The organism is Erythrobacter colymbi (genome assembly GCF_002155685.1).
Classification (GTDB): Bacteria; Pseudomonadota; Alphaproteobacteria; order Sphingomonadales; family Sphingomonadaceae; genus Erythrobacter; species Erythrobacter colymbi.
This window is the reverse complement of the sequence record NZ_MUYK01000001.1, coordinates 631,230-655,979: the sequence shown is the minus strand read 5'-3', so window position 1 is coordinate 655,979 and position 24,750 is coordinate 631,230. Positions and strand designations below refer to the sequence as shown.

At 67.3% G+C, this 24,750-nt stretch carries 31 protein-coding genes; 15 read left to right on the top strand and 16 right to left on the bottom strand.

The genetic code is table 11. The features are described 5' to 3' along the window. The 13 genes from moaA to coxB all read right to left on the bottom strand — a co-directional run bounded on the left by moaA (position 1) and on the right by coxB (position 10,799). Positions 1–1,059, bottom strand: a complete 1,059-nt coding sequence (gene moaA, locus BZF57_RS03005; protein WP_086734436.1) for a GTP 3',8-cyclase MoaA — start codon at positions 1,057–1,059, stop codon at positions 1–3. Next, positions 1,052–1,369 carry a Rossmann fold domain-containing protein gene (locus tag BZF57_RS03000; RefSeq protein WP_086734435.1) on the bottom strand — a complete coding sequence of 106 codons (318 nt, stop codon included), beginning with the start codon at positions 1,367–1,369 and terminating at the stop codon, positions 1,052–1,054. Before BZF57_RS03000 ends, moaA begins: the two co-directional genes overlap by 8 nt. Before the next feature lie 4 nt (positions 1,370–1,373). Continuing rightward, positions 1,374–1,760 carry a dihydroneopterin aldolase gene (locus tag BZF57_RS02995; RefSeq protein ID WP_086734433.1) on the bottom strand — a complete coding sequence of 129 codons (387 nt, stop codon included), beginning with the start codon at positions 1,758–1,760 and terminating at the stop codon, positions 1,374–1,376. A 180-nt stretch (positions 1,761–1,940) separates the two neighbouring features. Beyond that, a complete protein-coding gene (locus tag BZF57_RS02990; RefSeq protein ID WP_086734431.1) occupies positions 1,941–2,840 on the bottom strand; it encodes an RsmD family RNA methyltransferase in 900 nt (299 codons plus the stop codon). After that, complete coding sequence (gene thrC, locus BZF57_RS02985) at positions 2,840–4,249, bottom strand: threonine synthase (RefSeq protein WP_086734429.1); 1,410 nt, start codon at positions 4,247–4,249, stop codon at positions 2,840–2,842. The genes BZF57_RS02990 and thrC overlap by 1 nt, the downstream gene beginning before the upstream one ends. A gap of 11 nt (positions 4,250–4,260) precedes the next feature. Next, the gene (locus BZF57_RS02980; protein WP_086734427.1) at positions 4,261–4,974 is read right to left on the bottom strand and encodes an SURF1 family protein; all 714 of its coding nucleotides are present in this window, start codon (positions 4,972–4,974) and stop codon (positions 4,261–4,263) included. Further along, positions 4,971–5,273 carry a DUF983 domain-containing protein gene (locus BZF57_RS02975; protein WP_086734425.1) on the bottom strand — a complete coding sequence of 101 codons (303 nt, stop codon included), beginning with the start codon at positions 5,271–5,273 and terminating at the stop codon, positions 4,971–4,973. Before BZF57_RS02975 ends, BZF57_RS02980 begins: the two co-directional genes overlap by 4 nt. Before the next feature lie 71 nt (positions 5,274–5,344). Then, positions 5,345–6,214: a cytochrome c oxidase subunit 3 gene (locus tag BZF57_RS02970; protein ID WP_086734423.1), complete on the bottom strand. Its 870-nt coding sequence runs from the start codon at positions 6,212–6,214 to the stop codon at positions 5,345–5,347. Positions 6,215–6,244: 30 nt separating this feature from the next. After that, entirely contained in the window at positions 6,245–6,844 is a 600-nt protein-coding gene (locus tag BZF57_RS02965; RefSeq protein ID WP_086734421.1) for a cytochrome c oxidase assembly protein, read from the bottom strand. Next, the gene (locus BZF57_RS21715; protein WP_276206597.1) at positions 6,844–6,975 is read right to left on the bottom strand and encodes a hypothetical protein; all 132 of its coding nucleotides are present in this window, start codon (positions 6,973–6,975) and stop codon (positions 6,844–6,846) included. Before BZF57_RS21715 ends, BZF57_RS02965 begins: the two co-directional genes overlap by 1 nt. Then, positions 6,972–7,901: a heme o synthase gene (locus tag BZF57_RS02960; protein WP_086734419.1), complete on the bottom strand. Its 930-nt coding sequence runs from the start codon at positions 7,899–7,901 to the stop codon at positions 6,972–6,974. The genes BZF57_RS21715 and BZF57_RS02960 overlap by 4 nt, the downstream gene beginning before the upstream one ends. Before the next feature lie 98 nt (positions 7,902–7,999). After that, the gene (gene ctaD / locus BZF57_RS02955; RefSeq protein WP_086734417.1) at positions 8,000–9,712 is read right to left on the bottom strand and encodes a cytochrome c oxidase subunit I; all 1,713 of its coding nucleotides are present in this window, start codon (positions 9,710–9,712) and stop codon (positions 8,000–8,002) included. Positions 9,713–9,749: 37 nt separating this feature from the next. Further along, a complete protein-coding gene (gene coxB / locus BZF57_RS02950; protein WP_086734415.1) occupies positions 9,750–10,799 on the bottom strand; it encodes a cytochrome c oxidase subunit II in 1,050 nt (349 codons plus the stop codon). A 246-nt stretch (positions 10,800–11,045) separates the two neighbouring features. On the opposite strand from coxB, the gene pyrE reads away from it, so the two are divergent. The 10 genes from pyrE to BZF57_RS02900 all read left to right on the top strand — a co-directional run bounded on the left by pyrE (position 11,046) and on the right by BZF57_RS02900 (position 17,667). Further along, complete coding sequence (gene pyrE / locus BZF57_RS02945; RefSeq protein WP_086734413.1) at positions 11,046–11,627, top strand: orotate phosphoribosyltransferase; 582 nt, start codon at positions 11,046–11,048, stop codon at positions 11,625–11,627. Between the two features lie 3 nt (positions 11,628–11,630). After that, complete coding sequence (locus tag BZF57_RS02940) at positions 11,631–12,668, top strand: serine hydrolase domain-containing protein (protein ID WP_086734411.1); 1,038 nt, start codon at positions 11,631–11,633, stop codon at positions 12,666–12,668. Then, positions 12,665–13,420 carry a pyridoxine 5'-phosphate synthase gene (locus BZF57_RS02935; protein ID WP_086734409.1) on the top strand — a complete coding sequence of 252 codons (756 nt, stop codon included), beginning with the start codon at positions 12,665–12,667 and terminating at the stop codon, positions 13,418–13,420. Before BZF57_RS02940 ends, BZF57_RS02935 begins: the two co-directional genes overlap by 4 nt. Further along, complete coding sequence (locus tag BZF57_RS02930) at positions 13,417–13,701, top strand: pyridoxal phosphate biosynthetic protein (RefSeq protein WP_086734407.1); 285 nt, start codon at positions 13,417–13,419, stop codon at positions 13,699–13,701. Before BZF57_RS02935 ends, BZF57_RS02930 begins: the two co-directional genes overlap by 4 nt. Before the next feature lie 28 nt (positions 13,702–13,729). Continuing rightward, positions 13,730–14,134 (top strand): holo-ACP synthase, encoded by a 405-nt coding sequence (acpS, locus tag BZF57_RS02925; RefSeq protein WP_086734405.1) that lies wholly within the window; start codon positions 13,730–13,732, stop codon positions 14,132–14,134. 9 nt (positions 14,135–14,143) lie between these two features. Beyond that, the gene (gene lepB, locus BZF57_RS02920) at positions 14,144–15,022 is read left to right on the top strand and encodes a signal peptidase I (RefSeq protein ID WP_086734403.1); all 879 of its coding nucleotides are present in this window, start codon (positions 14,144–14,146) and stop codon (positions 15,020–15,022) included. A gap of 18 nt (positions 15,023–15,040) precedes the next feature. Continuing rightward, positions 15,041–16,186 (top strand): DUF3089 domain-containing protein, encoded by a 1,146-nt coding sequence (locus tag BZF57_RS02915; protein WP_086734401.1) that lies wholly within the window; start codon positions 15,041–15,043, stop codon positions 16,184–16,186. Continuing rightward, positions 16,168–16,656: a Holliday junction resolvase RuvX gene (gene ruvX / locus BZF57_RS02910; RefSeq protein ID WP_086734399.1), complete on the top strand. Its 489-nt coding sequence runs from the start codon at positions 16,168–16,170 to the stop codon at positions 16,654–16,656. The genes BZF57_RS02915 and ruvX overlap by 19 nt, the downstream gene beginning before the upstream one ends. A gap of 137 nt (positions 16,657–16,793) precedes the next feature. After that, positions 16,794–17,279: a PaaI family thioesterase gene (locus tag BZF57_RS02905; RefSeq protein ID WP_086734642.1), complete on the top strand. Its 486-nt coding sequence runs from the start codon at positions 16,794–16,796 to the stop codon at positions 17,277–17,279. Continuing rightward, entirely contained in the window at positions 17,272–17,667 is a 396-nt protein-coding gene (locus BZF57_RS02900) for a PaaI family thioesterase (protein ID WP_086734397.1), read from the top strand. The genes BZF57_RS02905 and BZF57_RS02900 overlap by 8 nt, the downstream gene beginning before the upstream one ends. Here BZF57_RS02900 and BZF57_RS02895 read toward each other — a convergent pair. The 3 genes from BZF57_RS02895 to cobS are packed head-to-tail and all read right to left on the bottom strand — an operon-like array spanning position 17,664 to position 21,594. Then, positions 17,664–19,856, bottom strand: a complete 2,193-nt coding sequence (locus BZF57_RS02895) for a transglycosylase domain-containing protein (RefSeq protein WP_086734395.1) — start codon at positions 19,854–19,856, stop codon at positions 17,664–17,666. The two genes, BZF57_RS02900 and BZF57_RS02895, sit on opposite strands and share 4 nt — an antisense overlap. 44 nt (positions 19,857–19,900) lie before the next feature. After that, positions 19,901–20,617: a TonB family protein gene (locus tag BZF57_RS02890; RefSeq protein ID WP_086734393.1), complete on the bottom strand. Its 717-nt coding sequence runs from the start codon at positions 20,615–20,617 to the stop codon at positions 19,901–19,903. Next, entirely contained in the window at positions 20,617–21,594 is a 978-nt protein-coding gene (cobS, locus tag BZF57_RS02885) for a cobaltochelatase subunit CobS (protein ID WP_086734391.1), read from the bottom strand. The genes BZF57_RS02890 and cobS overlap by 1 nt, the downstream gene beginning before the upstream one ends. Positions 21,595–21,710: 116 nt before the next feature. Between cobS and BZF57_RS02880 the strand changes: the two genes are divergently transcribed. From BZF57_RS02880 to aac(6'), 5 genes are read left to right on the top strand one after another with little or no spacing between them, the layout of a single operon-like run. Further along, positions 21,711–22,550 (top strand): oxygenase MpaB family protein, encoded by an 840-nt coding sequence (locus tag BZF57_RS02880; RefSeq protein ID WP_086734640.1) that lies wholly within the window; start codon positions 21,711–21,713, stop codon positions 22,548–22,550. 52 nt (positions 22,551–22,602) lie between these two features. Further along, on the top strand, positions 22,603–22,974 hold the full coding sequence (locus BZF57_RS02875) for a DUF1428 family protein (protein ID WP_086734389.1): 372 nt from the start codon (positions 22,603–22,605) through the stop codon (positions 22,972–22,974). A gap of 3 nt (positions 22,975–22,977) precedes the next feature. Further along, positions 22,978–23,613, top strand: coding sequence for a glutathione S-transferase family protein (locus tag BZF57_RS02870; protein WP_086734387.1), 636 nt, complete (start codon positions 22,978–22,980; stop codon positions 23,611–23,613). Beyond that, on the top strand, positions 23,610–24,266 hold the full coding sequence (locus BZF57_RS02865; protein WP_086734385.1) for a glutathione S-transferase family protein: 657 nt from the start codon (positions 23,610–23,612) through the stop codon (positions 24,264–24,266). Before BZF57_RS02870 ends, BZF57_RS02865 begins: the two co-directional genes overlap by 4 nt. A 24-nt stretch (positions 24,267–24,290) precedes the next feature. Further along, positions 24,291–24,746: an aminoglycoside 6'-N-acetyltransferase gene (aac(6'), locus tag BZF57_RS02860; RefSeq protein ID WP_206073181.1), complete on the top strand. Its 456-nt coding sequence runs from the start codon at positions 24,291–24,293 to the stop codon at positions 24,744–24,746. The last annotated feature ends 4 nt before the right edge of the window (positions 24,747–24,750 follow it).

Below are 24,750 nucleotides of genomic sequence, written 5' to 3'. Positions count from 1 at the left end.
TCAGCCGCCCGTCATCGACATGTGGCGGGCGAGGGCCGGAGCGGCCCCGCGCTCGTCCATGCGGAAGTGGTGTTTCTCGGGCTTGATCCGCAGCGCCTCGTCGAGCGCGGCGGCGAGCTGCGCCTCGGGATCGTCCGAACGCAACGCCGCGCGCAGATCGACCCTCTCGCCCCCGCCGAGGCAGGGGTAGAGCTGGCCGGTCGCCGTCACCCGGAGGCGGTTGCAGCCAGCGCAGAAATTGCCGGTGTGCGGGGTGATGAAGCCGAGCCTTCCGCCGGTCTCGGCGATGTCGACATAGCGCGACGGGCCGCCGGTGGTGTGGGCGCTGTCGGTCAGCGTCCAGCGCTGCGCCAGCCGGTTGCGGATCGTATCGAGCGGGAGATACTGGTCGAGCCGCTCCTCCTCGACATCGCCCAAGGGCATCACCTCGATCAGGGTCACGTCATGGCCCTCGGCGTGGCCCCAGGCGATGAGATCGGGAAGCTCGTCCTCGTTGACGCCCTTCAGCGCCACGGCGTTGAGCTTGACCTTGATCCCCGCCGCCTTGGCCGCCGCGATGCCTTCGAGCACCTGCGGAAGGCTGTCGCGCCGAGTGAGTTCGGCAAAGCGCGCGTGATCGAGCGTGTCGAGCGAGACGTTGACCCGCTTGACCCCAGCCTTCGCCAGCGCCTCGGCATGAACGCCAAGCTGCGTGCCATTGGTGGTCAGCGTCAGCTCTTCGAGATCGTGGCCGAGCCTGCGTCCCAACGCGCTAAACAGATCGATGATGTCGCGCCGCACCAGCGGCTCGCCGCCGGTGATGCGGATCTTGGTGACCCCGCGGGCGATAAAGCCGGTGGCGAGATCATACAGCTCCTCGAGGCTCAGCACTTCCTTCTTGGGAAGGAAGGTCATGCGCTCGGGCATGCAATAGGAACAGCGCAGGTCGCAGCGGTCGGTGACCGAGAGGCGCAGATAGGTGATGCGGCGCATGAAGCCGTCGACCAGCGGGCGCGGCTTGTCACCAACGAGGATCAGATCGGGCTTGCGAGGCTCATGGTGCGACACGCTGTCATTCATGGCACACGAGATACTGCCCTGTCACGCCGGGAGCATCTGCCAAAAAGCGTAAGGCGCTCGCAATCCGCTCGCCGGGGTGACCGGAGACAATATTGACCCGCTTGGGCGCACCCTCCCGCGCCAGATCGCGGGCGAGTGCGAGGCGCCAGTCGCGGTGGTCGTGCGCGGCGGGGGGGAGGATGATGGCGAGCGCGGTCGTCTCAGGCTCGGCCAGCAGCGCGCGGGCGACTTCCAGATGGCGCGCCATGACGGCGGTCGCCGCGTCGAGCGCCGCATCGGGCAGCAGGCCGATCTCGAGCTGCCGCTGCACCCGTTCAGGCCCCGTGCACGGCGCGGCGTTCGCGGTGCAGCGTGATGCCGATCTGCTCGTCCGCCTCCGCAATGGCGAGCTTGACGATCTTGACCGTTACCGCCTGCACCTTGGCATCGCCGACGAACAGACTCTCGCAGATGTGGTCCGCGACCGCCTCGATCAGCTTGAAGTGCACGCCCTTGGGCAGGCCTTCGGAGGCGGCGAACTTCAGGTCCATGTAGTTCTTGGAGGCTTCCAGAGGCGTGTCAGGATCGTAGCGGTCGGCCACCCGATAGGCCGCCGCGATCGAGATGCGCAGCGGCTGGGGCTTGCCGGTCTCCTCGGAATAGATGCCGGTCAGGACATCGACGACGAGATCATTGACTTCAAGGATAAGGGTGTCGGCCATCGCGAGGCCCGTTGGCAGGATGGGGGCGCGGTGTCCAGTGTTGCGGTGACTGCCCGCAGGCCCACCCTGCTGCGACTAGCCAGCAAGCTGGCAAGTCTCGCTCCCCTCCCGCAGGCGGGAGGGGTGAGATGGGCGCTGATGCTCCCCTCCCGCTTGCGGGAGGGGTCGGGGGTGGGCCTGTCAGTCGTTGCTCCACCGCGCGAAGATCGCCGTCGGCAGCAGCCGTCCGCCCTCCCCTTCCTCGCGCACTGCGAGGTCGCCGTGCTCGATCCGGCCGGGCAGGTGGCCGAGCGCCTCGGCGAGCAGGCCCGCAATCGCAAGGCTGCTCATGCGCACGGCGTAGACGGTGAGGAACAGGAAGCGGCTCTCACCATCGAGCAGCCGGGCGCAATCGGCGATGAGGCCCGGGAGATGCTCCTCGAGCCGCCACACCTCGCCATCCGGCCCGCGGCCGAACTTGGGGGGATCGAGGATGATCCCGTCATAGCGCCGCCCGCGCCGCACCTCGCGCGCGGTGAACTTCGCCGCATCGTCGGTCAGCCAGCGGATCGGGCGGTCGGTCATGCCGGAGAGCGCGGCATTCTCGCGCGCCTGGGCGACGGATTTCTTCGAGGCGTCCACATGGGTCACCTTGCCGTGCCGCGAGAGCGCCAGCGTGCCGAGACCGGTGTAGCCGAACAGGTTCATCGTTTCGGCCGCGTCCATCCCTTCGAGCTGCGCGCGCATCCAGTCCCACACGGGGGCCATGTCGGGGAAGAATTGCAGGTGGCGGAAGGGGGTCGGGCGGGCGGTGAAGCGCACCTCGTTCCATGCCAGCTCCCAGCCCTCGTCAGGCAGGCGCCCGGAGAATTGCCCCGTGAACTGCCAGCGCCCGCCGCCGTCCTCGTCCGAGCCGGGAATGAACTCGCCCGCCGCAGTCCAGTCCGGCAGGCGCGGCTGCCACATGGCCTGGGGTTCGGGGCGGATGAAGGAATGGGGGCCGAAGGCCTCCCACTTGCGCCCCGCCCCGCTGTCGAGGAGACGGTAGCTGTCCCACCCGGTGCATTCCATCACCAGCGGCTGCTGGATGAGACTGGCCATCAAGCGTTCCCGGCGTGACCGAGCACGTAGTCGCGGGTGGCGGCGTAATCGCCGGCGATCTCGGCGAAGCTCTCCTCGCGGCCGAACAGGTCGCCGACGCGCGCGGGCAGCGCCGGACGCAGGCCGATGGCGCGCTCGACCGCGTCGGGGAACTTGGCGGGGTGCGCGGTGGCGAGCGTGACGAGCGGCACGCTGGCAGGCACGGTTCCGGCCTCGGCCAGCACCCGCGCGGCATGGAGGCCGACGCCGGTGTGCGGATCGATCACTTGGCCCGCGGCGCGGTAGGCCCACTGGAGCGCGCGCGCCGTCTCGGTCTGGTCGGCACGGGCGCTGGTGAAGAGCGCCGACGCGCCTTCTGCCTGCGCGCTGGTCAGCTGCATAGCGCGGGCTTGCTCGAAGGCGCGCATCTGCTCGGCCATCGCCGCCCCGTCACGCCCGCCCGCGTCGAACAGCAGCCGCTCGAAGTTGGAGCTGACCTGGATGTCCATCGAGGGGGTGATGGTGGGCGTCACGCCGCCCGCTGAATAATCGCCCGCCGACAGCGCGCGGTGGAGGATGTCGTTGATGTTGGTGGCGACGATCAGGCGCTCGATGGGGAGGCCCATCTTCGCCGCGACATAGCCCGCGAACACGTCGCCGAAATTGCCGGTCGGCACGGAGTAGGCAACCGTCCGGTCGGGCGCGCCGAGTTGCAGCGCGCTCGCGAAGAAATAGACCACCTGCGCCATCAGCCGCGCCCAGTTGATCGAATTGACCGCGCCGAGGTTGAGGACGCTCGTCACGTCCGCATCGGTGAACATCCGCTTCACATGCGCCTGCGCGTCGTCGAAGCTGCCCTCGATCGCGAGGTTGTGGACGTTGGGGCTCAGCACCGTGGTCATCTGGCGGCGCTGCACGTCGCTCACCCGGCCGCGCGGATGGAGCATGAAGATCTCGACCCGCTCGAGCCCCGCGACCGCCTGGATCGCCGCCGAGCCGGTATCCCCGCTGGTGGCGCCGACGATGGTGAGGCGCTCGCCGCGGCGTTCGAGGAAGGTCTCGAACAGGCGGCCGAGCAGTTGCAGCGCGACGTCCTTGAAGGCGAGAGTCGGGCCGTGGAACAGTTCGAGCAGCCAGTGCTGGCTATCAAGCTGCACCAGCGGGGCCACCGCGGCATGGCCGAAATCGCCATAGACCTTGTGGCAGATCGCCGAGAGTTCGTCCTCGGTGAGGCTCCCCGCGACAAACGGGGCCATGATACGTGCGGCGAGATCGGGGTAGGCAAGGCCGCGAAGCGCGCGGATCTCGTCGGGCGAGAAACGCGGCCATTCGGCGGGAACGTAAAGCCCCCCGTCGCTGGCGAGCCCTGCGAGCGTCACCCCTTCGAAATCGAGCGCCGGTGCGCTGCCGCGTGTCGAGACGTATTGCATGAGCGAAGCGCCTAGCCTCGGCGGCGGCGCAATGCCAGCACGTAGATGACAAGCGCGGTCAGCGCGAAGAAGAACCACTGCCCGGCATAGGCGAGGTGGTTGTTGGGCAGGTCGCCCGGATCGGGCTTGGCATTGGCTTCCAAACCCGCGAGCGGCGGGTCGGCGACGATCTTGAAGCCGAGCTCTCCGGTCGGGACGACGGTGCCTGCCACAAAGCCTCCGCTCCACGCCACCGGCTCAGGCGATCGTGACCACCCGAGGACGACGTCGGCATATCTAGGGTAGTCTTCTCCGAATCGCAGCGCGCCGCTTATGTCGTTGAGCATCTGGGCCACCTGCGCATATGTCACGCCTCCGCTCTTGCCCGAATGATGCGCGATCAGCGGTAGGAGCTCTCTGGTAGCCGCCTCGGACCTGGGCCATGGGCCGCTAATCGTGCAACGCGTGACATGCACCCAGCCGCTTTGACCCTTGGAATTGCGGCCGGCGACAACCGTCTGTCTTGATGGGCTGGCGCAATGTTGGATCGATTTGGTGTAAGCCGCTTCGGGGGCGGAAGGGTCGAAGGACTGAAATCCCTCTTGCGCCTGCGCCGCCTCGTAACGCGCGATCAGCGCCTCCTTCTCGCCCTTGCGCCCGAGCTGCCAGATGCCAAGGCCGATCATCGTCAGCACTGCCGCGATCACCACAATGGTCGAGAATATCGGAATGCGGCGAGCGGTCATGGCTGGCTCTCTTCGTATTGGTGATAGACCCACATGGTCTTCCAGAACCTCAGGGCGAACAGCACGCTGCCGACCGTCACCGGCGCCCAGAACAGGAAGCTCGCCCACAGCGGCGGCCTCAGCCACTCGTCGATGCCGAGCGCGGCGAGGATCAGCACCAGCGCCACCAGCATTGTCAGAACGCCGACAAACCGCCCGCCCCGCTCGAGCGCGTGGAAATCGAGCCCGCAGCTGCCGCAGGCCTCGGCCAGCGCGGCGGGCTCGGAGAACAGGGTCTTCGCGCCGCAGCGGGGGCACAAACCGGAAAGGGCAGCCGAGACTAGTCCCGGCTGCCCCTTCTGTTCACGCGGACCGGATGGCCCTGCGATCATCAGTGGTATTCAGCGCCCCAGCCGCCCCACACGTAGATGGCGACGAACAGGAACAGCCACACCACGTCGACGAAGTGCCAGTACCACGCAGCCGCTTCGAAGCCGAAGTGCTGGCGCGGGGTGAAGTGGCCCTTGTAGGCGCGGAACAGGCAGACCGCGAGGAAGATCGTCCCGATCAGCACGTGGAAGCCGTGGAAGCCGGTCGCCATGTAGAAGGCGCTGGCATAGGTGTTGCCGCCGAAGCCGAAGGGCGCCGAGGAATACTCGTAGGCCTGGATCGCGCTGAACAGCACGCCGAGCGCAATCGTCGCCCACAGGCCCTGCTTGAGGCCGTCGCGGTCGCCATGGATCAGCGCATGGTGCGCCCAGGTCACCGTGGTGCCCGAGCACAGCAGGATCAGCGTGTTGAGCAGCGGCAGCGCGAAGGGATCGAGCACGTGCAGCCCTTCGGGAATGAAGGCGGCCTTGGCGCCCTCGGTGCCGAACAGGCTGGTGGTGGCGCCCGTCGCCGCGTCGTATTCGAGCGCGGTCGGGAACAGCGCGAAGTCGAAGAAGCTCCAGAACCAACCGACGAAAAACATCACTTCCGAAGCGATGAACAGGATCATACCGTAGCGCAGATGCAGCTGCACCACCGGCGTGTGATCGCCGCGCTGGGCTTCGACGACGATGTTCTTGAACCACATGAAGAAGGTCGCGATCAGCCCGGCGAGGCCCGCCCACATGACGATGCCGGCGGCGTCGCCGAACACGTCGGGGTGCATGTGCAGCACCAGCCCGCTGGTGAAGGTCAGCGCCGAGATCGAGCCGGCCAGCGGCCAGATATCGGGTTCGAGGATGTGGTAATCGTGGTTTGCCTTGCCAGCCATGTGGTCGTTCCCGTCCCTGGGTTTAGCGGATCATTTGGTTGCCGAGGGGGCCGCTGCTAGCGGCTCCTCGGCGCGGTGGAAAGTGTAGCTCAGCGTGATCTGTTCGACACCCTTCATGTTGGGGTCGTCCAGCATCGCCGGGTCGACGAAATAGAGCACGGGCATGGTCACTTCCTGCCCGGGCTGCAGCGTCTGCTCGGTGAAGCAGAAACACTGGATCTTGTTGAAATACTTGCCGGCCTGTTCAGGGGTCACGTTGAACGTGGCGACGCCGGTGACGGGCTGGTTGCTGTCGTTGCGCGCGACATAGGTCGCGATGTCGCGCTCGCCGATGGTGACGGTGTCGGTCGCCTGCGACGGGTGGAAAGTCCAGGGCATCCCCATCGCGGTCGTCGCATCGAAGCGGATCGAGATTTTCTGGCCCGTCGCGGCGGCAGCGGCGGCGCGCGCCTTGCTTTCGGAGGCGATCATCGTCGTTCCCCCAAAGCCGGTGACCTGGCAGAACAGGCGGTAGAGCGGCACCGAGGCATAGCCCAGCCCCAGCATCGCCAGCGCGCCCGCAAAGGCGAGCGCGCCCGTGCGCAGGTTGCTGCGCGCGGCGTCGGGCGAAAGGGGCGGAGCGGACGCCATCAGTGTTGCGCTCCGATGCGCACGATGGTGATCGCGTAGAACAGCACGACGAAGAAGATGAGCGTGCCGAGCACGACCCAGTTTCTCGCCTTGCGGCGGCGGATGAATTCGCGCTCTTCCTCGGGCGTCATGCGATCCACCCCTGATAGGCGGCGACACGGTCGGCCACGAGCGCGGCGAACAGCACGAAGAGATAGACGATCGAGAACTTGAAGAGGGTCTTCTCGGGCGTCATGGCGTCAACCTCGGCGCGCATGCGGGTGAAGACCGGCACGGCGAGGATCACGAACAGCGCCGAGAGCACCACCGCGACTGAGCCGTAGATCCAGCTCGTACCGCCGATATACCACGGCGCGATGGCGATGGGGGCGAGCAGCAGGGTGTAGCCCATGATCTGGCGGCGGGTGACCTTCTCCCCCGCGACCACGGGGAGCATCGGAATGCCGACCTTGGCATAATCCGACTGCACGAACAGCGCGAGCGCCCAGAAGTGCGGCGGCGTCCAGAAGAAGATGATCGCGAACAGCAGCAGCGGCATCGCGGTGATGTCGCCCGTCACGGCGACCCAGCCGATCAGCGGCGGGAAGGCGCCTGCGCCGCCACCGATGACGATGTTCTGCGGGGTGCGCGGCTTCAGCCACATGGTGTAGATGACGGCGTAGTAGATGATCGCGCCGAAGAGCAGCGAAGCGGCGAGCCAGCCCACCGCAAGGCCCATCAGCACCACCGATACGCCCGACAGGAAGATGCCGAAATCACGCGCGTCCTCGCGCCGCATCCGTCCGCCCGGGAGCGGACGGTTCATGGTGCGCTTCATGCCCGCGTCGATGTCGGCTTCCCACCACATGTTGAGTACGGCCGAGCCGCCCGCGCCCATCGCGATGGCGAGGATTGCGGTGAAGCCGATGATGGGGTGGATGGTGCCCGGCGCCGCGAGCACGCCGCAGATCGCGGTGAAGATCACCAGCGTCATCACCCGCGGCTTGGTCAGCGCGAAGAAATCGCGCCACTCCGTCGGCAGCGGGTATGCGGCAGTCGAGGGTGCAGTGCTTGCCATCGTCTCGTCGGTTCCATTGCGAAGGAGCGCGACCGGTCAGCCGCGCTCCCCCTTGTTCATTGCGCTCCGGTCAGGGAGCTCCGATCAGGCCTCGCGCCTCAGGCGGTCGCGGGACGGTGATCGTGGTAGTCGTGCGCATCCGTGATGACAGGAAGCGTTTCGAACTGGTGGTAGGGCGGCGGGCTCGGCAGGGTCCATTCGAGCGTCGTCGCGCCTTCGCCCCACGGGTTGGCTTCGGCCTTCTTTCCGGCGGCCAGCGCGTAGAGGATGTTGACGAAGAAGAACACCATCGAACCGGCCATGATGTAGTACCCGTAGGTGCTGATCTGGTGCCAGAAATGGAAGGCTTCCGCGTAGTCCGGATAGCGGCGCGGCATCCCGTTCATCCCCAGGAAGTGCTGCGGGAAGAAGATCACGTTCACGCCGACGAAGAAGGTCCAGAAGTGAAGGTGGCTCAGCAGTTCGCTGTGCATCCGTCCGCTCATCTTAGGGAACCAGTAGTAGAAGCCGGCGAACATCGAGAACACCGCGCCCATCGACAGCACGTAGTGGAAGTGCGCCACGACGTAGTAGGTGTCGTGCAGGTTGTCGTCGATCCCGCCGTTGGCGAGCACCACGCCGGTCACGCCGCCCACGGTGAACAGGAAGATGAAGCCCAGCGACCAGACCATCGGCGACTTGAACTGGAGGCTGCCGCCCCACATCGTCGCGATCCAGCTGAAGATCTTCACGCCGGTCGGCACCGCGATCACCATGGTCGCCGCGGTGAAGTACATCTTCGTGTTCACGTCGAGGCCCACGGTGTACATGTGGTGCGCCCAGACGATGAAGCCGACCACGCCGATCGCTACCATGGCGTAGGCCATGCCGAGGTAGCCGAACACCGGCTTGCGGCTGAAGGTCGCCACGATCTGCGAGATCATGCCGAAGCCCGGCAGGATCATGATGTAGACTTCGGGGTGGCCGAAGAACCAGAACAGGTGCTGGTAGAGCACCGGATCACCGCCGCCGGCCGGATCGAAGAAGGTCGTGCCGAAGTTGCGGTCGGTCAGGAGCATGGTGATCGCTGCGGCCAGCACGGGCAGCGCGAGCAGCAGCAGGAAGGCGGTGACCAGCACCGACCACACGAACAGCGGCATCTTGTGCAGGGTCATGCCCGGCGCGCGCATGTTGAAGATGGTGGTGATGAAGTTGGTCGCGCCCAGGATCGAGCCGGCACCGGCAAGGTGCAGCGAGAAGATCGCGAAGTCGACCGCCGGACCCTTCGAGCCCGAGGTCGAGAGCGGGGCATAGACCGTCCAGCCGGTGCCCGCGCCGGGGCCGGTGCCACCGGGGACGAACAGCGAGAACAGCAGGCTAAAGAAGCCCGCCACGGTCAGCCAGAAGGAGACGTTGTTCATGCGCGGGAAGGCCATGTCCGGCGCGCCGATCATCAGCGGCACGAACCAGTTGCCGAAGCCGCCGATCATGGCAGGCATGACCATGAAGAACACCATGATCAGGCCGTGCGCGGTGATGAACACGTTCCACATGTGGAGCGCGGTGTTCAGATCATTGCCGCCGCCCATGAACTGGGCCCACCACTGGAGGTACTGGATGCCGGGCTCGGCGAGCTCGACACGCATGATGCCCGAAATGGCACCCCCGACGATCCCCGCGATAATCGCGAAGATCAGATACATCGTGCCGATGTCCTTGTGGTTGGTCGACATGAACCAGCGGGCGAAGAAGCCCGGCTTGTGGTCCGCATGATCGTGGGCGTCGTGCCCGTGATCATGGTGAATGTCGAAGCCTTCTGCGGTGGTTGCCATGGTCAGCTACTCTTCTGCTTCTGTTCTTCTATCGGGTTCAGCTTGCGGCGGCCGGGGCAGCGGCGGGCGCGGCGGCGGCAGCAGCCGGAGCGGCCGCTTCCTCGCCGGGCATCGAGCCACCCTGTGCCTTGACCCATGCCGCGAACTCGGCCGGCGGCAGCGCCTCGACCACGATCGGCATATAGCCGTGACGCGCGCCGCACAGCTCGGAGCACTGGCCGTAGTACACGCCCGGCTCCTTGATGGTCAGCAGCTTCTCGTTGAGACGGCCCGGAACGGCGTCCATCTTGAACCACAGCGAGGGCACCGCGAAGGCGTGGATCACGTCCGAGGCGGTGGTCTGGATGCGCAGCGGCACGCCCGCGGGCACGACCATGCGCTTGTCGACCGCCAGCTGGTGCGGCTCGCCCGCCTTCAGCGCGGCGGCTTCGTCGAGCATGTTCGAGACGACTTCGAAATCGCCGTGGTCGGGGTAGGAATAGCCCCAGTACCACTGGTAGCCAGTCGCCTTGATGGTGACGGCGTCGGCGGGCGGGGTTTCGTACTGGCGGGCCAGCAGCGTGATCGAGGGCACGGCGATGATCACGAGGATGATCACCGGAACGATCGTCCACACCACTTCGATCAGGGTGTTGTGCGTGGTCTTCGAGGCCACCGGATTGCGGCGACGGTTGAAGCGCACCACCACGTAGAGCAGCAGGCCGAGCACCAGCAGGCTGATCGCGGTGATGACCGGCAGCAGGATCATGTCGTGCATCCACAGCGCGTATTCGCCGTTGGCCGAATACTGGTCCTGGAAATGCATCGACTTGAGCATCGCACCCGGCTCACCCGAGGTCGGATCGGTCGGCATGCCCTTGCCCTTGGTCGGGGCCATCGGGGTGTAGGCGCTCGCCGCGTCGGCGGCGGGAGCGGCAGCAGCCGGGGCAGCGGCAGGCGCGGCAGCGTCAGCGGGAGCCGCCGCGGTGGTCGCGGCAGGCGCTTCGGCAGCGACCGGAGCAGCGGGAGCGGCGGCCTCAGCCACGACGCTCAGCGGCGCAAACGCCGCAAGCCCGGCAGCAACCGCCGCCAGAATAGCCTTTTTCATACGGGTGTCCCTCTGACCCATGAGAATGTGTCCAAGTGGTTCGAATCTGATCCCATACCGCCCGCGCGCTAAAGCCCCCTCGGACCCGCGACAGACGGCGTTTGGCCAGCCCTAGGGCCAGCTTCAAACCCGCCCTTAGCGATGCTTGCCGAGGGCCTCAAGCGCTTCTAGGGAGAAAATTATGCAAGGAGCCATGTCTGACGCGCAAGTCGGCAGCTTTCCTTATCCTTCTTAAGGAGTTCGTCGATGAATCAGGAACAGGTGCTGGCCGAATTCCGCCAGTCGGGCGCTTTGCTGGAAGGGCATTTCAAGCTCTCTTCCGGGCGCCATAGTGGACATTACCTGCAATGCGCGCGGGTGCTGATGAACCCCGCACGGGCCGCGCGTCTGGCCGAGGCGGTGGTCGCCGGCATCCCCGCCGAGGTGCGTGAAAAGGTCGACGTGGTGGTCTCTCCGGCGATGGGCGGCATCATCATCGGCCACGAGGTCGGCCGCGCGCTCGGCAAGGACGCGCTATTCCTCGAACGGCCCGAGGGTGTGTTCCACCTGCGCCGCGGCTTCGCGCTCGCGCCGGGCGCCAAGGTGCTGATGGTCGAGGACGTGGTCACCACCGGCCTCTCCAGCCGCGAAGCCATCGCCGCCGTCGCGCGCGAAGGCGGTGAGGTGATCGCCGAATGCGCAATCATCGACCGTTCCTGCGGGTCGGTCGATCTCGGCGTGCCTTTCTATCCGCTGCTCGCCATCGATTTTCCCACCTATGACGAGAATGACATCCCCGAGGCGCTGGCAGCCGTAGAGGTTACAAAACCCGGCAGCCGGAAGGAATAATTGATGCGCATACTGGCGGCACTTGCTGCATTCTGCCTGCTCACCGCCGCCACGGACGCGCCGCAAGGCGACTGGGTCGGCGATCCGCGGACGATCCCCCAGGTCGTGCTGTCGACCTATGCCCTCGATGGCGAGATAGCCGTGAGCGGCGGCGCCTTCGACGGGCTGACCTGGGCAAGCGAGGGCCGCGAGCCGGGCGCGACCTGGCCGTGGGCCTCGGTCACCAAGCAGCTCGTCGCGACGGTCGTGATGCAGGAGGTCGAGGCCGGGAAGCTCGATCTCGACACCCCGGTGTCGAAGTGGCTCGCCGACTGGCCCGACAGCGGCCCGCCGGCCCCGTCGCTGCGTCAGCTCCTGCGCCACCAGTCGGGCCTCTACGATCCCGAGGACGATCCCGCATTCGACTGGACGGGCGCGAAGCCGCTCGATCCCATGCTGTGCGTCGCGCGCCGGACGCGCGCGCCGGGCGGGGACTTCGATTACACCAATTGCGACACGCTGCTGGCGGCGCGCGTGCTGGAACGGACCACAGGGCAGGACTTGGCCGCGCTGATGCGCAAGCGGCTGGTCGAGCCCGCCAGCATGGGCGCGGCCGGTTTCGTCACGCCGGCCACGCGCCTCGCCCCTGGCGTCGATGCCACTGCGCCGCAGGACATCGCGAATTACGGAGCCGCAGGCGGCTTTTCGGGAACCGCACAAAACCTCCTCGCCTATGATCGTGCCCTGATGGCGGGCCGCTTGCTGGGCGAGAACGCGCGCGCCGAGATGTGGCGCGGCGATCCGCAACTGGGCTACACCGCGCTGGCCCAATGGGATGCGACCCTGCCGCTTCACGGTTGCGAGGCCCCGGTGCGCATCATCGAGCGGCGCGGCGCGATCGGCGGCTATCAGGCGCGCAACTTCATCCTGCCGGAGCGGGGCATCGCGCTGGTCGTCTTCGCCGGCAAATCGGAAGCCGATTATGATTTCGGCGAGGTCTGGAGTGGCAAGGGATTGTCCTACGACCTGCTCTCCGCGGTCGTCTGCCGGAAAGCGTCATGAACCAGACTCTGACCCCCTCCCACCTTCGTCTCGGCGTCAATATCGATCACGTCGCCACGATCCGCAACGCGCGAGGCGGGGATCGTCCCGATCCGGTGCGCGCGGCCGAGATCGTCGCAAGCGTAGGCGGTGACGGGATCACCGCGCACCTGCGCGAAGACCGCCGCCATATTCGCGACGAGGACCTCGCGCGCATTCAGGCCGCGACCAACCTCCCGCTCAACCTCGAAATGGCGGCGACCCGCGAGATGCTGGACATCGCCCTGCGTCACAAGCCCCACGCCGCCTGCATCGTCCCCGAAAAGCGCGAGGAGCGCACGACCGAGGGCGGGCTCGATGCGGCGGGGATGCACAACACGCTGGTGCCGATCTGCGAGGAGCTCCGCGCGGCGGGCATCCGGGTCTCGCTCTTCATCGAGGCCGACGAGCGGCAATTGGAAGCCGCGCTGCGCCTCGGCGCGCCGGTGGTCGAATTCCACACCGGCGAATATGCCCACGCCTTTCTCGATGGCGATGCCGAGCGGGTGACCCGCGAGCTGCGCCGCATCACCGACATGGCCGCGCTCGCCGCCAAGAACGGGATCGAGCCCCACGCGGGCCACGGCCTCACCTTCGACAACGTCCAGCCGATCGCCGCCATCCCCCAGATCGCCGAGCTCAACATCGGCCATTACCTGATCGGCGAGGCCGTGTTCGTGGGTCTCGAAAACGCCATCCGCCGGATGCGCGAATTGATGGACGAGGCGCGGTGAGCGAGCCGGGTCTTCCCGCCCTCTCCGGTCAGCAGAAGCTGTGGGCCTTCAGCGCCGCGGCGCTGTTTCTGCTCGCCATCGGCTTTCTCGGCTTTGCGCTGAACACCGGCGTGATGGTGATTTTCGCGGTCGGCTGGGTGGGCCTGCAGATCTTTGGCTATGTCGGCGCGCTGAAAGCCGCCAAGGGCGACTTCGCGCACCCGCTGTTCAAGACGCAGGTGATGCTCCACGTCATGGCGCTGGGGCTGCTCGCGGCGGTCATCATAAGGGCATTCAAATGATCGATCCCGTTCCTGTGGGGGAAACGTCGTGATCATCGGCATGGGCTCCGACCTCTGCAATATCGAGCGGATCGCCAATTCGCTCGCCCGCTATGGCGAGCGGTTCGAGAACCGCGTCTTTACCGAGGTGGAGATCGCCAAGGCGCGCCGCCGCCCCTTCACCATCGCCGGCACCTACGCCAAGCGTTTCGCTGCCAAGGAGGCTTTCTCCAAGGCGGTCGGCACCGGGTTCAAGCGCGGCGTGTTCATGAAGGACATCGGCGTCGTCAACGCACCCTCGGGCGCGCCGACGCTCGCGCTCACCGGCGGGGCGGCTTTGCGGCTTGAAGAAATCTGCCCAAAAGGCCATGAGGCGCGCATCCATCTGACCCTAACCGACGATCACCCCTGGGCGCAGGCCTTCGTGATCATCGAAGCCATCCCCCTGCGCTAGGCCTTCCCCATGGCTACTATCGAAAGCCCGCCCGTGACTGACAGCGAAACCCCCGAAAAGGTCAACTGGCTCGCGGAGATCCGCGGCCTTGCGCTGATGCTGCTGGCGGTGCTGGCGTTCCACAGCCTTGTGGCCAAGCCCTTCTACATCCCCTCGACCTCGATGATGCCGACCCTGTGGGTCGGCGACCGGCTGGTGGTGAGCAAGTATCCCTATGGCTGGTCCTGGGCCTCGGCGAGCTTCCACCTGCTGCCGCGCGGCGACTGGCGGGTGCTGCCGCATACGCCCGAATATGGCGACATCGTCATCCCCGTCCATCCGACCCGCGACGAGGACTACATCAAGCGCGTGATCGGGCTGCCCGGCGACACGATCGAGGTGCGCGGCGGCCAGATCATCCTCAACGGCACCCCGATCAAGCGCGAGGTCGTCCCTTCGGTGCGCCTGCCGTTCGAGCCCGAGCTGCTGTGCAAGGGCAGCCCGTGCCTCTCCGCCTTCGAGGATTACCGCAAGACCGGCCCCGACGGTAAGGACTACTTCGATCCGCCGACCTGGCGCGAGACCCTGCCCAACGGCGCGACCTATCTCACCATCGACTACACCGACCAGCCGCTCGACAATTACGGCCCCTACAAGGTGCCCGCCGATTCCGTCTTCGTGATGGGCGACAACCGCGACCAGAGCGCCGACAGCCGCGCGGCGGCGATCGAGAACGGTCTGGGCGGCGCGGTGCCGCTCGCCAATATCGGCGGGCGCGCGGAGTTCATCACCTTCAGCCTCGATGGCTCCACCACCTGGAACCCGGCTACCTGGTTCTCGAGCCTGCGCGGCGACCGCGCCTGGACCACCCTGCGCCCCGCCCTCGCCGAGGGTTACGCCCCCAAGTAAAGCGCGAGGCAGCCCCCGATGGCCCGCAAGTTCCTCTATATCGTTGCCGCCTGCATCATTCTGGTGATCGCGGGCGGCTTTGCGCTGGCACTGTTCCCCGGGCAGCTGACGCGCCTGGCGATGGTGCCCTCGGCTGCGTTCACGCCGGTGAAGCCGCTCGCGGCCAACGCTTATGAAGACCCCAAGCTGTGGTATTCGCGCCCTGGCATCGGGACGAGCGATCCCGCGCGCTGGCAGCCAGCCTATGCCGGAGACCGCGGCCTGCTGCCCACGCCTGCCGAGCCCAAACAGCGCTTCGCGGTGTTCTTCGTCCACCCGACCAGCTTCGTCAGCCGCGCCGCGTGGAACGCCCCGCTCGATAATGGCGGCGATCCCGAGGCCGAGCGCATCGCGAAGATCTACCTGCGCGGGATGGCGAGCCCCTTCAACGCCGCGACCGAAATCTGGGCCCCGCGCTACCGTCAGGCGACGATGGGCGCCTTTCTCACCGATGCGCCGGAAGGCAAGAAGGCGGTGGATGCGGCCTATGCCGATGTGCGCGAGGCGTTCCGCTTCTTCCTCTCCAGCGTCGATCCCAAGACCCCGATCGTGCTGGCGGGCCATTCGCAAGGCGCGCTGCACCTCAAGCGCCTGATCGCCGAGGAGGTGAAGGGCACCCCGCTCGCCGGGCGGGTGGTGGCGGCCTATGTGATCGGCTGGCCGGTCTCGCCGCTGCATGATCTGCCCGCGATGGGCATCCCCGCCTGCACCGCCGCCGACCAGACCGGCTGCGTGCTGAGCTGGTCGAGCTTTGCCGAACCGGCCGATCCCTCGCTTGTGCTCGACGCCTATGCCGTCACCCCGGCGCTCGACGGCAAGCTGCCCGGAACCGAGCCGATGCTGTGCACCAATCCGCTCACCGGTCTCACCGGCGGCACGGCGCCTGCCAGCGCCAATCTCGGCACGCTGGTGCCCGAGGATTCGATGCAGAACGGCACGCTCCAGCCCGGACTGGTCCCCGCGCGCTGCGACATGCGCGGCCTGCTGCTGATCGGTCCGCCGCCGGAAATGGGCAGCTACGTGCTGCCGGGCAACAATTACCACGTCTACGATCTGCCGCTGTTCTGGGCGAACACCAAGGCGGACGTGACGCGGCGGGTGGACGCATGGAAGCCCGCGAATTGATCTTCGAGGACGCGCGCAGCTTCGGCGAGGCGGTGGGCGAAGCGGGCGGCGCGCTGCTCGGCCTCGATCTCGGCACCAAGACGCTCGGCACCGCGACCTGCGATGCGGGCTGGCGCTTTGCCACCAACGGCACCACGATTGCCCGCGGCAAGTGGGGCAAAGACCGCGAGACCCTCGCCGCCCTGATCAAGAGCCGCAGCGTGCGCGGCATCGTCCTCGGCCTCCCCCGCAACATGGACGGCACCGAAGGCCCGCGCGCACAGGCCAGCCGCGCCTATGCCCGCAACATGGCCGAGGCCTTCGCCCTGCCCGTCCTCCTGTGGGACGAGCGCTGGTCGACCCAGGCTGCCGAAGCCGCGATGATCGGCATGGACATGAGCCGCGCCAAACGCGCCGCCGCCATCGACAGCCATGCGGCGGCGGTGATCCTGCAAGGCGCGATCGACCGGCTGGCGGGGGGCGTGCTGTAACCGGCGCCGTTCGTGTCGAGCGTAGTCGAGACACCAGTGACCGGCCTCTCGACTTCGCTCGAGGCGAACGGGACCGGGGACTATCCTCGCAAAAAGGGCGTTGCCACCGTCGCGCCCCTCGCCCTATGCGCTCCCCCATGAACACCCCCGCCACCCCCCGGTTCGACGCGCGCGAGGCGTCCAAGTGGTTCTTCCGCCACGGCCATACCGGCTGGCTCGGCCTGCGCTTTACCGATCAGGGCGACAACTGGGTCGAGCTCGAACTGCCGTGGCGCGAGGATCTGATCGGGGATTCCAGCCGCCACGTGCTCGCCTCCGGCCCGATCATCAGCCTGATGGACATGGCGAGCGGCATGGCAATCTGGCAGACGCGCGGCAGCTTCCAGCCGGTCGCGACGCTCGACCTGCGCGTCGATTACCAGCGCCCCGCGCGCGAGCGGGCAAGCGTGCGCGGCAGGGTCGAATGCTACCGCATCACGCGTTCCGCCGCCTTCGTGCGCGGGATCGCCTATGACGAGAGCCCGGATGATCCGGTCGCCCATGTCGCGGGCTGCTTCATGACCATCGGCGCCGACCCACGCGAGGATAACCCTGCGCTGAGGGGAGCGATGGGCCATGGCTGACGCGGTGGAACTGCCCGCCTATGCCCGCTCGCTCGGGATCGTCGCGACCGGCGCGGACGAGGGCGGGATGCCCGTCCTGACGGTCGATTTCGGCCCCACGGTCGAGGGCCGCCCGCAGCACTTCCACGGCGGGGCGACCGCAGGCCTGCTCGAGAACGCGGGCTATGCCGCGCTGCGCACCGCGCTGGTCACCGCGGGGCGTGATCCGCAGCTGAAGCCGATCAACATCACAGTGCAATATCTCGCCGCGGGCAAATCGCAGGCGAGCTTTGCCGTGGGGCGCATCACGCGGCTCGGACGGCGCAACGCCAACGTCACGGTCGAGGCGTGGCAGACCGACCGCAGCCGGCCCATTGCCACCGCCGTGATGAACATTCTAATGGTCTAGGGCGGCGGGCTTGGCGTTGCGCCGGGTGCGGGTTTCACCACCACGCCCCCGCCATCGACCCTGACCTCGACCGGCACGCCCTCCTGCTTGAGGGTCACCCCGCCCTCGTCCACCTTCACGCTCGCGCCGTCCTGCCCGAGCGGGATTTCCTGCCCGTCGAGAACGTCGAGCGGCTGCACCGGGCCTTCGGGGTCGGGGGTATCCTCGACCACCGGCGCAGGCGCGGCCTCGATCTTGAGGGCCGAGCGCATGAAGTCGCGCCAGATCTTCGCCGGCAGGCTGCCGCCGGTGACGCCATTCAGCGGCGTGTTGTCGTCATTCCCGATCCACACGCCCACCACCAGATCGCCCGCATAGCCCACGAACAGCGCGTCGCGGTAATCCTGCGTCGTGCCGGTCTTGCCGTAGTTGGCGATGGGGAGCGAGGCGTTGCGCCCCGTCCCGCGGTTGATCGCGGCGCGCAGCATACCCTCAAGGTCCTCGTGATCGTCCGAGGACATGGAATCGCTGCGGGTCGTCATCCACTCCCAGAAGCTGCGGTCGCCGCGCGCGATGGCATGGGGCTCGACCGGATATTCGTTGGCAGCAATCCCGGCATAGGCGGCGGTCAGTTCCATCAGCGTCATCGCCGAAGTGCCGAGCGCGAGGCTCGGGTCGCCCTCGGCCATCGGTGCGGTGATGCCGAGGCGGCGCGAGGTGGCGATCACCTTGTCGCTCCCCACGGCCTGCAGCAGGCGCACCGCGGCGACGTTGCTCGACGAGGCGAAGGCATCCTTCAGCGTGATCTGGTCGGAATATTGCTCGCGCGCGTTCTTGGGGCGGTAGGAGCCTTGCGTGATAGGGGTGTTGGGGATGGTGTCGTCGGGCTCCCACCCGTTCTCGAGCGCGGTGAGGTAAACGAAGGTCTTGAAGGTCGAGCCCGGCTGGCGGCGCGCCTGCGTGGCGCGGTTGAAGGGCGACTTGGCGTAGTCGCGCCCGCCCACCAGCGCCACCACCTCGCCGTTGCGGCGCATCGCCACCAGCGCGACCTGCGCCTTGCCCAGAGGCGCGCGCGCGACGATGCGGTTGGCGAGCGCCTGAAGCCGCGAATCCAGCGTGGTGGTGAGCACCGAGCGCGAATAGCCCGCATCCATCCCCTCGCGCGCCAGCGGCAGCGCCCAGTCGGCAAAGTAGGTGCCGGTCGGCAGGTTGTCGTCGCGCGTGCGCACGTCGATGCGCGGATCGGGCAGCGCGTCCGCCTCGGCCTGCGTGAGGTAGCCCTCCTCGACCATCGACTTGATGACCAGCTCCATGCGCGCCTTGGCCTTGTCGTAATGCTTGGTCGGCGCAAAGCGCGAGGGTGCCTGGAGCAGCCCCGCCAGCATCGCCGCCTGTTCGGGCCGCAGCTTTTCGGGCTGGCGGTAGAAATAGTGCAGCGAGGCCGCGCGCAGCCCGTACTGGTTGTCGCCGAAATAGGCGTTGGAGAGGTAGCGTTCGAGGATCTCGTCCTTGGTCAGCCAGCTCTCCAGCCACAGCGCGATCAGCGCCTCGCGCGCCTTGCGGCTGATCGACTGTTCGGGCGTGAGGAAGGTGAACTTGGCGAGCTGCTGGGTGATGGTCGATCCGCCGCCATAGCCCGTCCACGCCGCCCGGGCGATGCCGCGCGGGTCGATGCCCCAGTGGCTGTAGAACCGCCGGTCCTCGATCGCGATGAAGGCCTGCGCGACGTGCGGCGGCAGGTCCTTGATCTTCACCGGCGCCTCGACCACCGCGCCCTGCCGCGCGATCGGCGTGCCGTCGCTGGCGAGCAGCGTGACCTGCGGCGGGGCAATCGGCTCGAGGCTCTTGGAGAGCGGCGCAGTGACCGCGAGCCAGCCCACCAGCGTGACGAACAGCGCCAGCGCGGCAAGGATGCTGCGCCCCGTCCACCACAGCTTGCTGCGCTGCCGCCAGTAATCGCGCTGCCACCAGCGCAGGCGGCGCTTCTCCTCGACCGCGAGCGCCTCGTCGAGCAGGCCGAGCTTGGCGTCCCACGCGTCGAAATCGGGCTTGGCCGAGACGCGGGGCCGCGGGAGATCGTCGACGTCCCCGTCGTCGTCATCATCGACGGGACGGGAGGATTCGTAGAGCGGGAAGAAGCCGGCAGGCGTGCCCGTCCCATCGGGAGCGCCGGTGCGGGAGCCTTTCCAGAATCGGTCGAAGAACGCCATGGTTAGCGCTGTATTATCAGGCTAGCACACTCAGGCGCAAGCGGTCAGAACGAATTGACGAGGCGCGCATAGGCCTCGGGCTGGTCGACCTCTTCGAGCATCAGCCGGGCCGGCTTCTTGCGGCACCGCTTGATGAGCTTCAGCCACATCTCCTCGCGCTCGGCCCGCGCCAGAAGCCGTTCCTCGCGGCTCGGGGTCACGCCCTGCCGCATCGCTTCGATCGACGTGAGCGAGGTGAAGGCATTGTTCGGCCAGAACAGCTTGCGCCGCCCGGCATTGGCGGCGGTGAACCAGTCCCACTCGCGCACCAGATCGCCGCAGGTGTAGGTTGCGATCCCGCCGCCCGGGCTGTCGGCATCGTGGCGGGCGTAGGACATCGAAACGTCGACCTTGCCCTCGACTTTGTTGCCGTCCTTGTCGGTGGCGGGGAAGTAATAGAGCGTGCGTGCCTTCGCCTCGACCGCGGCATCGATGGCGGGCGACATGGAGCTTTCCTTGAGCACCAGAGCGACCAGCTTGCCATCGGGGCCTACGGTAGCGGTGTAGGTCGTGCGGCCATTATGGCCTTCGTCCTTGGCCGCCTGCGGGATGTCGACCGTCTTGACGCTTTCGGCGCGCGCCTCCCGGGGGTGCCGCGGCGCTGGTGCGACGGGCACCATCCGGACATCGAGCGGGCGAGGCGGCGGCGGGGCGAGGACAGTCTCCTGCGCAGCCAGCGGCGCTGCAAGGAGCACGAGCAGGAGCGCCCCCCGCACCCCCATCAGCGCTTCTTGCCCGCGCCTTCCGGCAGGTCTTCGCCGAAGACGCGCTGGTAGTATTCGGCCACCAGCGTGCGCTCGGCCTCGTCGCACTTGTTGAGGAACGAGAGGCGGAAGGCGAAGCCGGTCGAGCCGAAGATCGCCGCGTTCTGCGCCCAGGTGATCACGGTGCGCGGGCTCATCACGGTCGAAATGTCGCCGTTCATGAAGCCCTGACGGGTCAGTTCGGCGACCTTCACCATGTCGGCGATCAGCTTGTCGTCGCTCTGCGGCGTCTTCGACTTGACGATCTGCTGCTCGACCTCGGGCTTCAGGTAATTGAGCGCGACAACGATGTTCCAGCGGTCCATCTGCGCCTGGTTGATCGCCTGCGTGCCGTGATAGAGGCCCGAGGTGTCGCCGAGGCCGACCGTGTTGGTCGTCGCGAACAGGCGGAAGAACGGGTTGGGCGTGATCACGCGGTTCTGGTCGAGCAGCGTGAGGCGGCCGTCGAACTCGAGCACGCGCTGGATCACGAACATCACGTCGGGGCGACCGGCGTCATATTCGTCGAAGGTCAGCGCCACCGGGTGCTGGAGCGCCCAGGGCAGGATGCCTTCCTTGAACTCGGTGACCTGCAGCCCGTCCTTCAGCACGATCGCATCGCGCCCGACGAGGTCGATGCGGCTGATATGCGCGTCCAAGTTCACGCGGATCGAGGGCCAGTTGAGGCGGGCTGCGACCTGTTCGATGTGGGTCGACTTGCCCGTCCCGTGATAGCCCTGCACCATCACCCGGCGGTTGTGCGCGAAGCCCGCGAGAATCGCCAGCGTGGTGTCCGGATCGAACACATAGGCGCCGTCGGTCTCGGGCACGTGTTCGTCGCGTTGCGAGAAGGCAGGAACCTGCCAGTCGACATCGATGCCGAAGGTCTCGCGGACGTCGACGGTGGTATCGGGCTGGGTGGGCATGGCGCTGGCGCCGGAGGGGATCGTTGTCATTGCGGGCGGACGGTTAAACGGCATGGCGCGAGGCTGCAAGCGGTGGTTTGCGCCCCCTGCCTCGCAATTTGACGAGCGCGCCTTTCGCCCTTGCGGTTCGCGCCTATATTCCTCCCATGCCCGATCCGGTCGAATCGCTGCGCCTCAGGCTGGTCTCCCAGGTGCGCGGGGTGTTCCACGATACCGCGAACGGTCAGCAACCCACCCCGCCCTCGGACGAGGCGCTGTTTGAGCGCGATACGCCGATCCGGCAGGTTCACGCGGACATCGTCGGCATGATGACCGGCGGCGTGCGCGCGCTGCTCTTGCAGATGCTCCACCCCCATGCCTTGCAGGGCGTGCTCGACCATTCCAATTTCCGCGAGGACATGCACGGGCGGCTGCGCCGCACCGCGCGGTTCATCGCGGTCACGACCTTCGGTCACCGCGACGAGGCGCTGAAAGCGATCGAGCGGGTCAACCGCATCCATGCGAAGGTCGGCGGGACGCTCCCCGACGGGACGCCCTACGAGGCGACCAATCCGCGCACCCTCGCCTGGGTTCACGTCACCGAGGCGCAGAGCTTCCTTGCGGGCTATATCCGCCATGTGCGCCCCTCGATGCCGATCGCCGAGCAGGACGAATACTACCGCCAGTTCGCCGTGATCGCCCGCGCCCTCGGCGCCGATCCCGTGCCCGAAACCCGCGCCGAGGCGGACCGTATCTTCCGCGAACTCCGCCACGATCTCGCCACCTCGAAGGAAGCGCGCGAGGTCGCGCAGCTGGTGCTCTCGCAGCGCCCGCCCGGCACGCCGCTCGCCGTGCAGACCATGATCACCGCCGATGCCGTCGCCATGCTGCCCGACTGGGCACGCACGATGCTGCACTTGCAGCGCCCCGTCCTGACCGCGCTACCCGCCCGTGCGGCGACATGGGGCATGGGCCGGACGCTTCGCTGGGCCTTTCGCCAGAATTGATGCGCACTCGTCCTTCCCGGCTGCTACAAGCGCGGTCGGGAGGAGATGCATCATGTACGTTCAGGGATTCGTGCTCGCCGTGCCGGAGGGCAACAAGGACGCTTACCGCGAGGTCGCCGAGAAGTTCTGGGACATCGTCAAGGATTACGGCTGCCTGTCGCAGATCGAATGCTGGGAGGACGACGTCAAGGACGGCACCACCACCGATTTCCGCATGGCCGTGAAGGCCGAACCGGGCGAGAAGATCGTGTTCGCCTGGACCACCTGGCCGGACCGCGCCACGGTCGACGCCAGCCACGAAAAGCTGATGGCCGACCCGCGCATGGCCGAGCATTTCGGCAATCCCGACGGCAGCGACATGCCCTTCGACGGCAAGCGCATGATCTTCGGCGGGTTCGAACCCATCGTCTGGAAGGAGGCCTGAGCCATGGCCGAATTCACCTTCTACACCGTCGCCATGAGCCGCGGCCAGATCAGCCGCTGGGCGCTGCACGAGGCGGGCGCGGATTACGAGCACGTGGTGTTCGACTGGGCCACACGTCCGGAAAGCTTCAAGACCATCAACCCGATGAACAAGGTCCCTGCCTTGGTGCATCATCACGGCGGCCACGACCACATCGTCACCGAATGCGCGGCGATCAACCACTACCTCGCCGAGACCCACCCCGACGCAGGCCTGCTCCCCGACACGCACGAGAAGGCCGCCTATTTCCGCTGGCTGTTCTTCGCCGCCGGGCCGCTCGAGCAGGCGGTGGTCGCCAATGCGATGGGCTGGCAGGTGCCCGAAGGCAAGAGCGGTATGGCCGGCTTCGGCAGCTTCGAATTGACGCTCGATGCGCTCGATAGCTGGCTGAGCGCGAACGATTTTGTGGCCGGCAACCGCTTCACCATGGCCGACACCTATGTCGGCAGCCAGTTCGTCTGGGGCCTGCGCTTCGGCTCGATCCCCGAGCGCCCGTCTTTCCGCGCCTATGTCGATCGCATCACCCAGCGCCCCGCCTATGCCGAGGCCAACGGGATCGACGCCGCCATCATCAAGGCGGCGCAGGAGCAGGCGGGATGATCCTCTATGGCCACCCGTTCTCGTCCTACACCTGGAAGGCCGCCATCGCGCTGGACGAGAAGGGGCTGACTTACGAGTTCCGCACGCTCGGCCCCGACCAAGCCGAACATCAGGCCGAGCTGTCCGCCCTGTGGCCGCTCGCAAAATTCCCGGTGATCGACGACGGCGGGACAGCCGTGGCGGAAAGCTCGATCATCATCGAGCATCTCGATCTCCACCACCCCGGCCCGCGCCTGATCACCGCCGATCCTGCACAGGCGCTGGCCGTGCGCTTCATGGACCGGGTTTTCGACAATCACGTAATGGGGAACATGCAGGCCATCGTGAGCGAGCATCTGCCCTTCGTCACGCCTACGCCCGACCAGGGTCGGATCGACCGCGCCAAGGCGGCGCTCGTTGCGGTCTATGCGTGGCTCGAAGCCAACTTGCCCGATGCGCGCTGGGCCTGCGGCGACGATTTCTCGCTGGCCGATTGCGCGGCGGCCCCGGCGCTGTTCTATGCCGACTGGACGCATCCGATTGCCGAGACGCACCCGCGCCTTCGCGCCTATCGCGCCCGCCTGCTGGCGCGCCCTTCGGTCGCCCGCGCGGTCGACGGGGCGCGGCCCTATCGCCATTTCTGGCCGCTCGGACCGGCCCCGGAGCGCGATTGAAATCCTGCCGGAGACACGCATCCCATGACCGCCGTGACCGTCCGCCCCGCGACCGCCGCCGACGTGCAGCAATGGGCCGCGATGCGCGCGCAGTTGTGGACTGATGACGACGCCGCCGCCCATGCCGAGGACATCGCCGAAACCTTCCTCTCCGGCGATCCCGATCAGGTCGCCTTCGTCGCCGAGGGGCGAGACGGCGCGCTCCTCGGCTTTGTCGAAGCCAGCATCCGGCGCGACTATGTCGACGGGTGCGACACCTCTCCCGTGGCCTTCGGAGAAGGCGCGTTCATCGTGCCCGAATGGCGCGGCACGGGCGTCGGGCGCGCGCTGGTCGAGGCGGTGGCCGAGTGGGGCCGCGCCAAGGGCTGCACCGAGCTTGCCTCCAACGCCCTGCTCGACAACACCGCCAGCCACGCCTTCCATGAAGCGGTCGGGTTCGAAGAGACCGAGCGGGTCGTCTTCTTCCGCCGGATGCTGTGACGGC

Bases quoted from the DNA above. Each gene is read 5' to 3' on its own strand.
- BZF57_RS02905 (WP_086734642.1), top strand. From the start codon at position 16,794: ATGAACACCCCCGCCACCCCCCGGTTCGACGCGCGCGAGGCGTCCAAG.
- BZF57_RS02865 (WP_086734385.1), top strand. From the start codon at position 23,610: ATGATCCTCTATGGCCACCCGTTCTCGTCCTACACCTGGAAGGCCGCC.
- BZF57_RS02940 (WP_086734411.1), top strand. From the start codon at position 11,631: ATGCGCATACTGGCGGCACTTGCTGCATTCTGCCTGCTCACCGCCGCC.
- BZF57_RS02980 (WP_086734427.1), bottom strand. From the start codon at position 4,974: ATGACCGCTCGCCGCATTCCGATATTCTCGACCATTGTGGTGATCGCG.
- BZF57_RS02900 (WP_086734397.1), top strand. From the start codon at position 17,272: ATGGCTGACGCGGTGGAACTGCCCGCCTATGCCCGCTCGCTCGGGATC.
- BZF57_RS02895 (WP_086734395.1), bottom strand. From the start codon at position 19,856: ATGGCGTTCTTCGACCGATTCTGGAAAGGCTCCCGCACCGGCGCTCCC.
- BZF57_RS02915 (WP_086734401.1), top strand. From the start codon at position 15,041: ATGGCCCGCAAGTTCCTCTATATCGTTGCCGCCTGCATCATTCTGGTG.
- BZF57_RS02965 (WP_086734421.1), bottom strand. From the start codon at position 6,844: ATGGCGTCCGCTCCGCCCCTTTCGCCCGACGCCGCGCGCAGCAACCTG.
- BZF57_RS02970 (WP_086734423.1), bottom strand. From the start codon at position 6,214: ATGGCTGGCAAGGCAAACCACGATTACCACATCCTCGAACCCGATATC.
- BZF57_RS02880 (WP_086734640.1), top strand. From the start codon at position 21,711: ATGCCCGATCCGGTCGAATCGCTGCGCCTCAGGCTGGTCTCCCAGGTG.
- BZF57_RS02990 (WP_086734431.1), bottom strand. From the start codon at position 2,840: ATGGCCAGTCTCATCCAGCAGCCGCTGGTGATGGAATGCACCGGGTGG.
- cobS (WP_086734391.1), bottom strand. From the start codon at position 21,594: ATGACAACGATCCCCTCCGGCGCCAGCGCCATGCCCACCCAGCCCGAT.
- lepB (WP_086734403.1), top strand. From the start codon at position 14,144: ATGGCTACTATCGAAAGCCCGCCCGTGACTGACAGCGAAACCCCCGAA.
- ctaD (WP_086734417.1), bottom strand. From the start codon at position 9,712: ATGGCAACCACCGCAGAAGGCTTCGACATTCACCATGATCACGGGCAC.
- moaA (WP_086734436.1), bottom strand. From the start codon at position 1,059: ATGAATGACAGCGTGTCGCACCATGAGCCTCGCAAGCCCGATCTGATC.
- BZF57_RS02935 (WP_086734409.1), top strand. From the start codon at position 12,665: ATGAACCAGACTCTGACCCCCTCCCACCTTCGTCTCGGCGTCAATATC.
- BZF57_RS02875 (WP_086734389.1), top strand. From the start codon at position 22,603: ATGTACGTTCAGGGATTCGTGCTCGCCGTGCCGGAGGGCAACAAGGAC.
- pyrE (WP_086734413.1), top strand. From the start codon at position 11,046: ATGAATCAGGAACAGGTGCTGGCCGAATTCCGCCAGTCGGGCGCTTTG.
- BZF57_RS02995 (WP_086734433.1), bottom strand. From the start codon at position 1,760: ATGGCCGACACCCTTATCCTTGAAGTCAATGATCTCGTCGTCGATGTC.
- BZF57_RS02960 (WP_086734419.1), bottom strand. From the start codon at position 7,901: ATGGCAAGCACTGCACCCTCGACTGCCGCATACCCGCTGCCGACGGAG.
- coxB (WP_086734415.1), bottom strand. From the start codon at position 10,799: ATGAAAAAGGCTATTCTGGCGGCGGTTGCTGCCGGGCTTGCGGCGTTT.
- BZF57_RS21715 (WP_276206597.1), bottom strand. From the start codon at position 6,975: ATGACGCCCGAGGAAGAGCGCGAATTCATCCGCCGCCGCAAGGCGAGA.
- thrC (WP_086734429.1), bottom strand. From the start codon at position 4,249: ATGCAATACGTCTCGACACGCGGCAGCGCACCGGCGCTCGATTTCGAA.
- BZF57_RS02870 (WP_086734387.1), top strand. From the start codon at position 22,978: ATGGCCGAATTCACCTTCTACACCGTCGCCATGAGCCGCGGCCAGATC.
- ruvX (WP_086734399.1), top strand. From the start codon at position 16,168: ATGGAAGCCCGCGAATTGATCTTCGAGGACGCGCGCAGCTTCGGCGAG.
- BZF57_RS02890 (WP_086734393.1), bottom strand. From the start codon at position 20,617: ATGGGGGTGCGGGGGGCGCTCCTGCTCGTGCTCCTTGCAGCGCCGCTG.